General features: G+C 42.5%; 9 protein-coding genes and 2 pseudogenes. 9 read left to right on the top strand and 2 right to left on the bottom strand.

Annotated elements, in window-relative coordinates:
- Positions 1–215: 215 nt before the first annotated feature.
- The 4 genes from V7K67_RS15400 (at position 216) to V7K67_RS15415 (ending at position 6,092) form a co-directional block, all read left to right on the top strand.
- Entirely contained in the window at positions 216–1,016 is an 801-nt protein-coding gene (locus V7K67_RS15400; protein ID WP_334707371.1) for an RMD1 family protein, read from the top strand.
- Positions 1,017–1,315: 299 nt separating this feature from the next.
- Positions 1,316–2,113, top strand: coding sequence for a TIGR00297 family protein (locus tag V7K67_RS15405; protein WP_334732714.1), 798 nt, complete (start codon positions 1,316–1,318; stop codon positions 2,111–2,113).
- A gap of 545 nt (positions 2,114–2,658) precedes the next feature.
- Complete coding sequence (locus tag V7K67_RS15410) at positions 2,659–3,441, top strand: peptidylprolyl isomerase (RefSeq protein WP_334710386.1); 783 nt, start codon at positions 2,659–2,661, stop codon at positions 3,439–3,441.
- The gene (locus V7K67_RS15415; protein WP_334732713.1) at positions 3,390–6,092 is read left to right on the top strand and encodes a type I secretion system permease/ATPase; all 2,703 of its coding nucleotides are present in this window, start codon (positions 3,390–3,392) and stop codon (positions 6,090–6,092) included. Before V7K67_RS15410 ends, V7K67_RS15415 begins: the two co-directional genes overlap by 52 nt.
- Before the next feature lie 273 nt (positions 6,093–6,365).
- Here the strand turns inward: V7K67_RS15415 and gndA are convergent, their stop codons facing one another.
- Positions 6,366–7,796: an NADP-dependent phosphogluconate dehydrogenase gene (gene gndA / locus V7K67_RS15420; protein WP_334710388.1), complete on the bottom strand. Its 1,431-nt coding sequence runs from the start codon at positions 7,794–7,796 to the stop codon at positions 6,366–6,368.
- Positions 7,797–8,231: 435 nt separating this feature from the next.
- Between gndA and V7K67_RS15425 the strand changes: the two genes are divergently transcribed.
- The 5 genes and pseudogenes from V7K67_RS15425 to V7K67_RS15445 all read left to right on the top strand — a co-directional run.
- On the top strand, positions 8,232–8,960 hold the full coding sequence (locus V7K67_RS15425) for a Ycf66 family protein (RefSeq protein WP_334732712.1): 729 nt from the start codon (positions 8,232–8,234) through the stop codon (positions 8,958–8,960).
- Positions 8,961–9,484: 524 nt separating this feature from the next.
- Positions 9,485–9,877, top strand: a complete 393-nt coding sequence (locus V7K67_RS15430; protein ID WP_334710391.1) for a sugar ABC transporter permease — start codon at positions 9,485–9,487, stop codon at positions 9,875–9,877.
- Positions 9,878–11,626: a caspase, EACC1-associated type gene (locus tag V7K67_RS15435; protein ID WP_335167271.1), complete on the top strand. Its 1,749-nt coding sequence runs from the start codon at positions 9,878–9,880 to the stop codon at positions 11,624–11,626.
- Positions 11,623–11,847: pseudogene (locus V7K67_RS15440) on the top strand (diversity-generating retroelement protein Avd); the annotation flags it as partial. The gene V7K67_RS15435 and the pseudogene V7K67_RS15440, both read left to right, overlap by 4 nt.
- A 100-nt stretch (positions 11,848–11,947) precedes the next feature.
- Positions 11,948–12,529 (top strand): annotated as a pseudogene (locus tag V7K67_RS15445) (RNA-dependent DNA polymerase); the annotation flags it as partial.
- Positions 12,530–12,775: 246 nt separating this feature from the next.
- Here V7K67_RS15445 and V7K67_RS15450 read toward each other — a convergent pair.
- Positions 12,776–13,801 (bottom strand): GGDEF domain-containing protein, encoded by a 1,026-nt coding sequence (locus V7K67_RS15450; protein ID WP_334732708.1) that lies wholly within the window; start codon positions 13,799–13,801, stop codon positions 12,776–12,778.
- Positions 13,802–14,049: the final 248 nt, after the last annotated feature.

The raw sequence follows: 14,049 nt of genomic DNA on the forward strand, positions 1-14,049 counted from the left end.
TCTTTTGCGATCGCTTTTCTGATAACATAACATCAACAGCAAGCATACATTGATAGCCGAATAATTTTATTCAGCAGTAAATCGAATGGCTCTGTGTACTGATATTGCTGGATAGGTTTATTGGTAAGCTGAGATTGTAGTAATCTCCCATAACAGGCTTTGGTTGCGATTGCTACCCCCACAGATCAGCAGGCAGAATATAGCATAGGGCGACAATGCAAAAACTCCTTTTTAATGACAGAAATAGATTTAGAGCGCAGGCCCTATTTCTTGGTGAGTATATTAACTTAAAGACGTTGGAGAATTACGTTTGCTTGGCGACTATGCCAGTAATGGTTTCAGTCGGTGAACACGGCTGTGCGGTACTGCTAGACTATGGTGCAGTTGTCCTGTTTAATCTTGAGCCTCTGGAAAAGGCGGTCTTCTTGACCAAACTATCCTCTCAAGTTAGTGACTCTTTTGCTGACCCGGAAACAGAAGAGGTGGAAGTTGACCTCAACGTTGCGGAAAGTGAGCGAGTTAAGGAAGGAAAAATTTCGCTGCATGAATTTAGTGTAGAACGCTTGCAGATAGTGGCAGATATTCTCGCCAAGAGTGTTGTGCTGTCTCATTATGAAACTAGCCTAGCGGCTGTATTTGATCAAATTGAACCGTTTGCAGCTAGTCTCCAGCGTGAAAACAGGGGAAGACGCCAGAGTCGGGAATTACTGCGTCAACTTGGGACTACGCTGTTAGTTCAACATAAGATTGTGGGTCGAGTAGAGATCATCGATAAGCCTGAGTTGCTCTGGGAGTCCCCACAGCTAGAAAACTTATATCTGCGTTTGGAGGATGAATACGAAATCCGTGAGCGTCACAATGCCTTGGAACGCAAACTAGAGCTAATTACCCAAACAGCACAAACAGTACTGGAGTTCATGCAGCATAGCAGTAGTCAACGAGTAGAGTGGTATGTGGTGATTCTGATTGTGGTGGAGATTCTGCTGTCACTTTACGACATCATTTTTAAAGGCTAAGGAGATTAGTGACAAGTTAAGGAAAAGCAAGATTTGTCAAGGGATAGGAAAGGGAGATAAATCAAGGGGTTGAGGCTTTTTCCGTATCGATTTCACAACATCGAGGTTCTTGTTTTCTGAAGCCGCAAAAAATAGAACTGGGTCAGTCGCTCTACCCTTGAAATATGCGTGATTAAAATGATAAAGATAATAATACAAACATATTACTTTAGCTGGAAAGGTTTCAGAAATTAAGCACTAAGTATCATAAATTCGCTATTCTGTTGATATTCAGAAAAATTACTCATGATTAATTGCTGATGTCACCCTTAATTGATTCTGTAAATCCCTGGTTGGTAGCAGTAGTATTAAACACAATTTTACTGGGTTTAGCTTGGATTTCTCCGAAAAAACTACTTACCCCTGCTGGATTATTTCATGCCTGGTTCCTGGCTATCTTAATTTGGGTAACTCTAGGCTGGCAAGGATATGCAGTAGTAATGTTCTATTTTCTGGTTGGTTCTGGCGTTACCCGCATCGGTATGGCGCAGAAAGAGGCAGAAGGAATTGCCGAAAAACGTTCTGGGGCAAGAGGCCCAGAAAATGTTTGGGGTTCGGCTTTAACTGGGGCGCTGTGTGCTTTGGGAGTAGGGATAATAAATTCGGGATTCTTTGTAGCTAGTCCCCAATCCCTAGTACCCAATCCCCAATCCCTATTATTGTTAGCCTATGTAGCAAGTTTCAGTACCAAGCTGGCTGATACTACTGCTAGTGAAGTTGGTAAAGCTTATGGTAAAAGTACCTTTCTCATTACCACACTCCAACCAGTGCCACGGGGTACAGAAGGAGCGGTAAGTTTGGAGGGAACTTTAGCTGGGATTGTGGCTTCTATTGCGATCGCATTTATCGGTTGGGGAGTTGGTTTAATTGATCTATTAGGAGTCGCTTGGTGTGTACTAGCAGCATTTATTGCTACCAACTTAGAAAGTGTAATTGGTGCAACACTGCAATCTAAGTATACCTGGCTGACTAATGAAGTGGTAAATATTTTTAATACATTAATCGGTGCGATCGCATCTGTGCTACTTGCCTGGACATGGATAAGTTTCATTAAGTAAATCGGTGAAAATAACTAGTTGGGCATTGGGTATTGGGCATTGGATAAAACAGTTCCGAGTCTCATTAGCGATAGTGGGGCGTTGAGCCATTACCCAGCCCTGAGTAAAGAAGCGAGATTCCCCACTCAGCACTCTTGAGGGGCATTGGGCATTGAAAAGAGGCAGAGGGGCGGGGTGCAGGGGGCAGAGGGGAAAATTCTTCTCCCTTGCTCCCTGCTCCCTTGCTCCCTGCTCCCTGCTCCCTGCTCCCTTGCTCCCTGCTCCCTGCTCCCTGCTCCCTGCTCCCTGCTCCCTGCTCCCTTACTTCTTCCCCAATCCCCAATCCCCAATCCCCAGTCCCTAGTTCAATCCTGTTTTGTCCTCGCCAGGCTGTAAAAGAGATCAAGAGAAATTATATTATTCACTAGTTATATAATTTTTTGACCATTTAGATGTAATTAGTTCATGGAATCTTTATCATATTTATCCATCAACAACCAGATGATTTCTATATGATTTAAATTAAAAGTCCTATAAGTGTTTAACCATTTTCACATAATTAGTTCATGGAATCTTTATCATTTTTGACAATTAATGACCAAATAATTTCTGTTGAGGAAGCAGTAAAGTACCTGCAAGCCTCTGGAAAGTTGGGACAGTTCATTGGGGATATTCTCCGCCAATACGTAATTGAGGAAGAAATCAGAACACGAGACGATATTGAAATTGGCACAGCAATAACTGAACAGTCAATTATTGACTTTAGGCTGAAAAATCAACTGACTGATCCCGAAAGTTTTCAAGAATGGTTAAAGATCAACAACACAGATTACGCTACATTTCACACATCGGTTACTTTTGGTTACAAGTTAGAAAGGCTAAAAGCTGTAGTAACGGAAACAAAAATCCAAGAATATTTCATTGAGCGCAAAATTTTTTTGGATCGGGTAGTACTTTCTCGGATTGTTGTCAATAATCGAGAATTGGCAGACGAACTCCATACCCAAATTGAAGAAGGAGGTAGTTTTGAGCAACTAGCCAAAGAGTATTCACTTTCAGATGACCGAATTGTAAACGGCATGATGGGAATCGTCAGCCGAGGCAGTATGCCGGATATATTACGCGCAGCTATTGATGTCGCTAGTCCAGGACAATTGGTAGGCCCAATAGAAATCGTTGGCAAAGACTCTCCCCAAGGAGAAGGACCTTATGGTTTGTTTCGAGTAGAACAATTTCTGCCAGCGTCTTTAGAAGATACTCAACTAAAGCAAGTACTACAAAATGAGTTATTTGAAAAATGGCTAGCAGAGAAAATTCAAAAACTGACAGTCAAGTTACAAGTGAGTTAAAAATTCTGGATAATGAATCTTTACGATTAAAAGTTCTAGCTTCTTTGCCTTGGAATCAGCCACCGCTATGCTGGCTGACTCCCGAACAACAATCCCAATTAGAAAATGAATCCCAAGCCCGCCAGTATCGTCTTGGAGAAAAAATCTGGTCAAACGATGTCGGTGGTTATCAATTCTTAATTGTAGCCGGGAAAGTCCGCCTGCGAGAGGAGGGCATTGGCAAACCAATAGCCGCCCTAGATGCAGGGGATTGGTTTGGCGACTTCCAAAAGCTATCTGCGGATTTTAAAGCTGTAGCTGCTAGTAAAGAAGTGATAGTAATTTGTTGGGATACTGCACTTTGGGCAGAATTTTCTCACCCACAAATTCAAGAGTTTTGGCAAGCATTACCAGTACAGACAGAAGGAGAAAGGGAGACATTTTCCTTCTCTTCCACCCCTTCAGTAATATCAACCTCAGACGGAACTTCCAGTCCCCACAGCCTCCAACCCCAAAAAGGACTCCCAGCCGCCAATCTGATCGTTGCAAATTATCCCTTTGTTGCCAGTTGGAATACTGCTGCTGCTTGTTTAACAATGGTGGCACAACAGTTAGAAAATTCTGTGCAACTGGAATGGGTGCAGCGCCAACTCAGAGGACAACGCCCAAAACAGGTTGTGGAAGCAGCAGAAAAGTTAGGGTTAGTGTTGCGGCGGTTACAAGTGAATTGGGGTGAGTTGCGACAGTTGTCATTTCCAGCTTTACTGCTGTGGAATTCTGACTCACCTCAGAGTCCATCCTGGGTGGTGGCTTATGGAGTTAAGGGCGATCGCTTAATTATCGCTAATCCTCTAAATCCCGAAAGAACTTGTGAAAGCTTGCCACAGTCTATAGTTGAAGCCTCTTGGGATGGACAATTATGGCAGGTAGAACTCGTATCTCGGCAAGAAAAATTTAACCTTAATTGGTTCACCCCAGCAGTTTGGAAGTATAAGGGATTACTCGTAGAAGTATTGTTGGCATCTTTTACCTTGCAGCTTTTGGGGTTAACAACACCGCTAATCACGCAAGTCGTCATTGATAAAGTGATGGTGCAGGGGAGTTTGCCGACTCTTGATGTCATGGCGATCGCACTTTTGTGCGTAGCCGTATTTGAGTCCATACTGGGTATTCTGCGCCTATTCATCTTTACCCATACAGCTCGTCGGCTGGATTTAAGTTTATCAGCACAGCTATTTCGCCATCTGATGCGTCTGCCGTTAGCTTATTTTGAGTCGCGGCGCGTCGGAGACACAGTAGCACGAGTCCAGGAACTCGAACAAATTCGTCAGTTTCTCACAGGTACAGCATTAACAGTAATTCTAGATAGCATCTTTACTGTGGTGTATCTGGTATTGATGTTTTACTATAACGTCCCACTCACCTTTGTCGCCTTAGCAGTACTGCCGCTATTTGCCACATTAACGATCATTTCAACCCCCATTCTGCGTAACTGGCTCAACGAAACTTTTAACCGTTCTGCTGATAGTCAATCGTTTCTAGTAGAGACAATCACTGGAATTCACTCCGTTAAAGCCCATGCAGCCGAACCAGTAGCCCGCGATCGCTGGGAAGGCTTATTTGCTCGCTTCATTCGCACAGGTTTTAAAGCCTCCACCACCTCCAATATCAGCAGCAACATTGGTGACTTTCTCACCAATTTGTCCACCATGCTGATTCTCTGGTTTGGTGCCAAGTTAGTCATCGAACAAAAGCTCACAATCGGACAGCTAGTTGCATTTCAAATGCTGTCTGGCAGAGTTACAGGCCCACTTTTGCGTTTAGTACAGTTGTGGCAAAACCTCCAACAAGTGCTACTTTCTGTAGATCGCATTGGTGATATTCTCAACGTCTCCCCAGAAGCAGAACTGGGTACTGGTCTAGTTTTACCACCTCTGAAAGGACAAGTCACCTTCGAGCAAGTATTTTTCCGCTACCGGCCAAACTTTGAAGCAATTCTGCGGGGAATATCCTTCAATGCCGAACCAGGGCAATTTGTCGGCATTGTCGGACGCAGTGGTTCTGGAAAAAGTACCCTATCTAAGCTATTGCAACGCCTCTATCAAATTGAATCAGGACGTATCCTCATTGATGGTTTTGATATAAAAAGTGCCGACTTAGCCTCACTGCGGCAACAAGTTAGTGTAGTTCTCCAAGAAGACTTTTTATTCAACGGTTCCATCTTGGAAAATATCACTCTTGGTACTCCCGACATTACCGCAGAACAAGTAGTAGAAGCGGCAAGACTAGCAGTAGCACACGACTTCATCAGTCAATTACCCTACGGTTACGAAACCAACGTTGGTGAACGCGGTACCGCTTTATCTGGTGGACAGAGACAACGTATTGCCCTAGCAAGACTATTTCTTTCCCAAGCGCCGATTTTAGTTTTAGATGAAGCTACCAGCGCTTTGGATAGTGAAACTGAACAACAAGTACTGCAAAACCTGCAAAAAATTTCCGCTAATCGTACCGTATTCCTGATTGCTCACCGTTTTGCCCCCCTCAAACGTGCTGATTTGATTTTGGTATTGGAGCAAGGTGTAATTGCTGAACGTGGTACTCACTCACAGTTGTTGCAACAAAAGGGTTTGTATTGGTCATTATATCAACGTCAGCAAGCAAACATTTAGCTTGTGTCTACTTGATATCTAGAGAATGGCTGAATAATAGTTTTTGGCGAATGGGGTATAACTCCATTCGCCATTTGAATTTGGTTACAAACTCGCTCATTATTCCATTAATTTAACGCGAGTTCGATAAACCTCTCCCTGCCTTGAACTAAAGTTCAAGGTATCGGCTCAATACCAAAAAAAAGTGACTCTGAGTTTCAGAGTCACCTGTAATATTTATTCTGAAACAGTCTAAATTTTTCCAATCAATTGAGAATTTAGACGTGTGGAAGTTTACTTCTGGGCTTCAGCAATGGGCACCCATTCAGTATGGAAAGTTCCAGGCTTATCAAGACGCTGGTAAGTGTGTGCGCCGAAGTAGTCGCGTTGTGCTTGAGTCAAGTTTTGAGGCAAGCGATCGCGGCGATAGCTGTCAAAATAATCCAAGGATGCGCTAAATGCGGGTACTGGAATTCCCAGTGTTGCAGCGGTTGCAATCACTTCCCGCCAAGCTGTCTGTCTGTCAAGAATTGTCTGCTTAAATTCAGGAGCTAACAATAGGTTAGGTAATGCTGGATTTTCGCTAAAAGCCTTCTTAATCTTATTCAAAAAGCGAGCGCGAATAATACAACCACCTTTCCAAATCCGCGCCATTTCGCCCAGATTCAAATTCCAGTTATATGTTTTGGAAGCTGTGGATAGCAACGCCATCCCTTGAGCATAAGAACAGATTTTTGAGCAATAGAGAGCATCACGTACTTTGTTGATAAAGTCCTTAGTTTGCCCATCATACTTGCCACTGGGGCCTGTAAGGACTTTAGATGCTGCAACCCGCTCCTCTTTAATCGAAGAGATAATTCGGGCATTAACTGCTGCTGTAATTGTGGGAATAGAGACTCCCAATTCCAATGCAGTTTGCACAGTCCAGCGTCCAGTTCCCTTTTGACCTGCTGCGTCAACAATCAAATCTACTAGGGGTAGATTTGTTTCTGGGTCAATATATGGGAAGATATTCTTCGTAATCTCAATCAAAAATGAATCGAGTTCATCGGTGGTGTTCCATTCAGCAAACACGTCATGTAGCTGACTAGGATTTAACCCAGCGACGTTTTTCAGCAAGTCGTAGGCTTCAGCAATTAGCTGCATATCGCCGTACTCAATGCCGTTGTGTACCATTTTGACATAGTGGCCAGAACCACCAGGGCCAATGTAGGTAACACAAGGGCCATCATCGACTTGGGCGGCAATTTTGTTGAAAATTGGTGATAGAAACTCGTAAGAGCTTGTTGTACCTCCAGGCATCAGAGATGGGCCATTCAGCGCCCCTTCTTCACCGCCACTGACACCCATACCAAGATACCGAAGCCCAGTTGGTTCTAATTCCTGAGTGCGGCGTTCCGTATCTTCAAACCAAGAGTTGCCACCGTCGATAATGATATCGCCTTCTTCTAACAAGGGTTTGAGTTGAGCAATCACCGCATCCACTGGCTTACCAGCTTGCACCATTACTAGAATTTTGCGGGGACGTTCCAATAAGGCAACGAATTCTTCTAGAGTAAAGGCGGCTTTGACGTTCCGTCCTGGCGCGCGCTGCGCCATAAACGCATCCGTTTTTTCTCGGGAGCGGTTGTAAACTGCAATTGGGAAGCCATTGCGCTCCACGTTGAGAGCGATGTTCTCACCCATAACGGCTAATCCAATCACACCAAAGCTTTGTAGTGTCATAAAAAATTTCTGGCTAACTCTTGCAGATCCTTTACCTATAAGGGTAGTCCGATATTTTCTGTTCTCCCCTAAAGAAGACCTTAAGACTTGATATAAATGACAAAAATCCACAACTAACATGGATAATTAATTTTAAATTGTATCTAAATCAACAATTAACTTGCAAAATTGTTAGTTAAGGGACTGGGGATTGGGGACTGGGGACTAGGGACTAGGGACTGGGAAGAGATTTAATACCAAGTTGCCAAAGTTAGTACTGTTTAGCATTTAAGCGCTACTGGACTAGCTTTCAAGCAAATAATACTGTCTATCACAACTTGGTATAATTCACTAAATTTAGTTTTTCTTTCTAATCCCCAATCCCCAATCCCCAGTCCCCAGTCCCCAGTCCCCAGTCCCCAGTCCCCAATCCCTAATCAAAGGAGTAACCAAATAATGCTGGCATTTGTCCTAGCTTTGGTGGTCGGTCTTGGTAGTTTAGCCATTTACATAGCAGCTTTCTTTTTTCCAGAAATCCATCGCAAGAATGACTTTATCTGGAGTGGCGTAGGATTATTCTACGCTTTAGTCTTATGGGTGTTTGCACCACGCATTACTGGAGGCTTGTTGCTGGGTCATGTGGCTAGTGTGGCTCTTTTGGTCTGGTTTGGCTGGCAAACTCTATCATTACGTCGGCAATTGACCCCACAGGCACAACAAACCCAAGTACCCAGTGCTGAGACGGTAAAAACTGGCATTCAAGAACAGGTGAATAAGTTGTCCCTTCAGGAACGGCTGGGCCAGTTGCAAAAAGGTCTGGGTAGCACCTTCAGTGGCGCGAAAAACAAAGTGCAACAAACTGTGAGTAACAAGACACCCAAAACCCCCAAACCTGAAGATATTACCTCTGTACTGTCAGAGCAACCTGCTATTGAGATTATCGAAAAAGTTACTGTCATACTAGAACAACCAGCAGAGGAGAGAGTTACTACCGACACTGAAGCAAAAACCGAGAGTGTACCGGAAGCGATTCCCCCACATCCCCCATCTCCTGAATTGGTGGAAGCAGCGCAACCAGATTTTGAAATTGAGGACAAGCAACCGATTCCTGTAGAAGAAATTGCTCCAGACGCGGTACTTGCTCCCCCAGCAGAAACGCCACCGGAACAAATACCGCCTAATTAAGGTAGTTGAATTCTGTGAAACCCAACATTATATTAAGTTAACGTTGGGTTTCACTCAACTTGTATAAAAGTTACCCTATCGATTTTATGCAGCGATCGCAGTACCATCAGAATATATAAAAGCATATAGCGATCGCAATACCATACCCCCAGCTTCAGATATTTTAGTTCTCTAAGGTACGTTACGGCGCAAAATTAGCGTAGGATGAAGTTTTTGCCCATAGGTGTAAACTTAACGTGAAAGTCATGTCTTGCAAGTAACTGAAGTTCTTTGCAAATAGCAAAAGTCATCAAGAGATAACTAAATATACCAAAAATCTTTAGTCTACTTGAGTAGACTTTAGCTATTAGCCTTGAACTTTAGTTCCAGGCGGGTGACGAAGCCAACAGTTAAGCTATTTCTAGGCTTATGTTCACACCAATAGTCTTTGCTGTAGGCATCGCTCCCCGAATATTTACGAAACTAGCCAAAATAACCAATACAATCATTAAAAAACACCCAAAAAATAACTTAAGGGATTCATCATGGCAGCGATATCTAACGTCCAGGTGACGATTTCTCTAGCTGAACTGGGTTTAGAGGATGAGGAATTGCAAACAGAAGTAGAAAATTTATTACCTCAGTTAAGAGAAGTGGATGGGGTAGAAGATGCAGATTTAGTTGCAGTGGAAAACGCACCCAAGGGTACAAAGAGTATCAGCGGCTTTGTATGGGGATTGTTAAAAGCACAAGTTAACGCTTCTAATATCAAGAGTTTGTTTAAATTTTTGAGCGATCGCTTCGGCAACAAACCAATTAAAATCGGGGTGAAAGCGCCTGATGGCAGAGAACTCAATATCGAAGCCAGCAGTCGAGAAGAGTTTGAATTTGCGCTACAGAAAGCACAAGATTTTTTGAATAATAAGTCAAACAGCTAGATGGCAAAAGTCGCACTGCTAATAGGGGTTAGTGAATATGAGCCAGGATTATCACCACTACCAAATGCTGTTAACGATGTTGAGGCGATGCAGCGAGTTTTGGTAAACCCAGAAATGGGTGGTTTTGCCGAGGCGGATGTTAAGGTGCTGAAAAATCCCCAACGGCAGGAGATGGAAAATGCTATTTATGAGTTGTATGCCAATTGTCAGAAAGATGATTTGGTGCTTTTCTATTTTTCTGGTCATGGCGTGACAGTCGAAAGTGGTGATTTTTACTTCTCGACTTCCATCACGCGGAAAAATCAGGGAAAATTAATCCCCACTTCAGCCGTAGCAGCCACAAATGTACATAGTTGGATGAACCACAGCAAGTCTAAGCGACTGGTGGTAATTTTAGATTGCTGCTTTAGTGGTGCTTTTGCCAAGGGTTTGACAGTTAAAGATGGTGGTACTATTGACCTGCAACAGCATTTAGGAGGCGAGGGAAGGGCAATTCTCACTGCTTCCACTTCTACGCAATATGCTTTTGAGTCTGATGGCTTGGAACTTTCAGTTTACACTCACTATCTGGTAGAAGGAATTGAGAAAGGTGCAGCGGATATAGACGGAGATGGCTTGATTGCGGTAGATGAGTTGCATCGGTATGCGAAAAGCAAAGTGCAAGAAGCATCCCCCGCTATGACACCAGAATTTTATCCTTTTAAAGATGGTTATCGGATTTTTCTGGCAAAGTCGCCCAAGGATGACCCTAGCTTGAAATATCGCAAGGAAGTAGAACGGCTGAATCGCGCTGGTAGGTTTACCATTCCAGCCCGTCGCCTGTTAAATTCATTGCGTCTGACTTTCAACCTTACTCCTGATGTTGCTGATGCTATTGAAGCTGAAGTTCAACAACCATATCGAGAATATCAGAGAAAATTAGAAGAGTACGAGGCAACACTGGCTGAGACAATTGAAAGTGAGTCGAGCCTAAGTGAAACAACTTTAAAAGACCTAAGAGACTATCAGCAACATTTAGGTTTGAGAGATGAAGATGTAGCATCAATAGAAGCGCGGATTATTGGTCAACCAAAACCAACTCCATTACCCGAACCCATTAAACAAAATCAAGCCAATCAATTTGAGTTTGATATAGTGACGGTGAATGTTCAGGGACAACCCATCAACCGCAGTCGGGGACGCGTCGAGTTTTTTACAGAAAGTTTGGGTAATGGCGTAGTTCTGGAAATAGTTGCAATTCCTGGTGGTCAATTTCTTATGGGTTCGCCAGAGAGTGAGCCAGAAAGACTTAGCGATGAAAGTCCACAGCACCAAGTTACCATTCAACCCTTTTTCATGGGGAAATTTCCAGTAACTCAGAGTCAATGGAAAGCCGTTGCTGCTTTACCCAAGGTTAGTATTGATTTAAATCCCGACCCATCCTATTTTAAAGGTGCTAATCGACCTGTTGAACAGGTTTCTTGGGATGATGCAATTGAGTTTTGCGCTCGGCTATCTAAAAAGACTGAGACAATCTATCGCTTACCCAGTGAAGCAGAATGGGAATATGCTTGCCGGGCGGGAACGACTACGCCGTTTTATTTTGGCGAAACGATTACAACGGATTTAGCGAATTATCGGGGGACAGACTGGGATTATCAGGGAAAAGTATACCCAGGTAATTATGCTCAGGGGCCAAAGGGTGAATATCGTGAGCAAACAACAGATGTGGGGAAATTTTTTGCAAACCCCTTTGGTTTATTTGATTAGATGTTCTGATCGTAGCACGGTATGCTAAACAAAAATTAGCCCATTTAGAATTATTGAATAGTAAGCTAGATATTTTACGCTATCAAACTCGCCTGCTTTTAGAATTTAACTTAATTAAGATAGAGCGTTATGAATATGCTCAAAAACTTTTAAATGATATTGGCATCGATTTGGGTGGATGGATAAAACAGCAAAAAATTAAACCAGGTATTTCCAATTAACAAATATTCCACCAGCAACTTGGCAATGAAATTATTAATAAACCAGGCGATTAGAAATCGCGGCTATACAGACAAAACCCACCTGCGTGGGTTAATTTAAATGAAACGATATGGAAATCTCTGGAATGAAATTATAGTATTTGAAAATTTACTATCAGCCGCCCAGCAAGCACAACGGGGTAAACGTTTTCGAGAAAATGTTTTAGAGTTTAACTACAATCTAGAGCAAGAGTTATTTCAACTACAAGAAGAATTACAGTCAAAAACATACTCTCCTGGAAACTACACCACATTTCAAATTTTTGAACCAAAACCGCGAATGATTTCAGCGGCTCCTTATCGTGACAGAGTTGTACATCATGCTCTGTGTAACGTCATTGTTCCCATATTTGAACGTACATTTATCAGCGATTCCTACGCCAATCGTGTTGGTTTTGGCTCTCATCGCGCTTTACGTCGTTTTACTAAATTTGCTCGTTCTAGCCGTTATGTTCTGCAATCTGATATTCGTAAATATTTTCCTAGTATTGACCATGAGATTTTGAAATCACTGATATATTGTAAAATCAAATGTCCTGATACACTCTGGTTAATTAATACCATTATTGATAGCAGCAATCATCAAGAGCCAGTACTTAATTATTTTATTGGAGATGATTTACTCACACCTCTCGAAAGAAGATATAGTCCAGGCCTAATCCAGTGAGGTTAATGACGACCTCCAAATATAAAAACCGAGTCGGATAGCTTGGTAGGCTGCAAGGTCGAACAGTTGTCCGCCTCATGCAATAGACATCTCCAGAAATTAAAGATGCGTTACCCAGAACCCTTGTAGAGACGTAGCAGTGCTACGTCTCTACATTCTTTTTCGGAGATGTCTAATATTTAGGACTAATTTCAAAAACCAATTCATTCTCAATGCCCACTTTTAAGAAGAAACAGCTTTCAAATGTGAGGCATGATGAGATAAGTAGTTTGAGTCAATAACCCGATTACGCCCAGAAGTTTTAGCCTGTAACAGCCATTGATCGGCACGATACAGTAGACTCTCTCCTTGCTCATCATCCTCAGCTTGCAGAGAGGCTGTGCCTAGACTAATGGTGATATTAATTGTCAGTTTATTATTGAGTGCAAATGGTTCGTCGCTGACTACGCGATTGAGACGACGGGCTACTAATAGTGCTTCGTCATCGCTAGTGTTAGCCAGAAGAACCACAAATTCTTCGCCACCATAGCGGAATGCTGTATCTTGACAGCGCAGATTGTGGCGCAAGCGCTGGCATAATATTTGCAAGATGCGATCGCCTACTAAATGCCCATGAGTATCGTTAACTTTCTTAAAATGATCTACATCCAGAATAATCAAACTCAGGGAAGTTTTTTGAGTCCTGGCTCTTTGAATTTGTCTGGGTAAGTCCCATTCTAAAGCACGACGATTATTTAATTCTGTCAATGAATCGGCTAAGGCGATCGCAGATAGCATATCATTTGTCCGAATCAAATCTCGATATTTTTGGGCTTTCCGCAAGCCAACTGTCAATTGAGCAAGTATTAGGCCATGATTGGCGGTCAACTCTGCCAAGCTATGGTCTGTTTTATCTTCAATCAGATGCCAAATATAAGCATCGGCTCCTTGTTTTAGTGCCGCAGCACTCATCTCCAATTCCCGATGCCAACCCTTGTTTCGATCAATAAGCTGCTGGGAACGATCCTCGAAGAGAATACAGTATATCCATGATAGTTTTGTCTGGTCTTTCAACCAATTACACAATTCCATACTGTCATCTAGGCTAGCCTGTACCAGTATGATATCAGGAGGCGTCATTTTAATTCGCGACACTGCCTGATTCAGATTGTCTATAACTTCTACATTAAAAGCAGTTGCATAACGGATCTGATCTGGAAGTGTGGCGATAAAATTATTTTTTCCAAAGACCAGAGTAGAAATCTTCATTGGTTTATTTTTTATCCTATTTAAATTTTCAATAGATTAACTTGAGTAACTTACTGCCCTTGTTGCCTAATACTAAATATAATGTTTCAGGCTTAGTTATATTTTTTGATATATGATTTTTTGAACGCCGATTTTACGGTGATTTTCCAAGCTTAATCTCCTTTTCAGGCTGTATTTTTACTATTACGGTTTCTGAAATATCTTCTTCTGACAACTAATGTCTTCTTTACAGTTTGTTTTTAAAACAG

The sequence above is a fragment of the Nostoc sp. genome (genome assembly GCF_036917155.1).
Taxonomy (GTDB): domain Bacteria; phylum Cyanobacteriota; class Cyanobacteriia; order Cyanobacteriales; family Nostocaceae; genus Nostoc.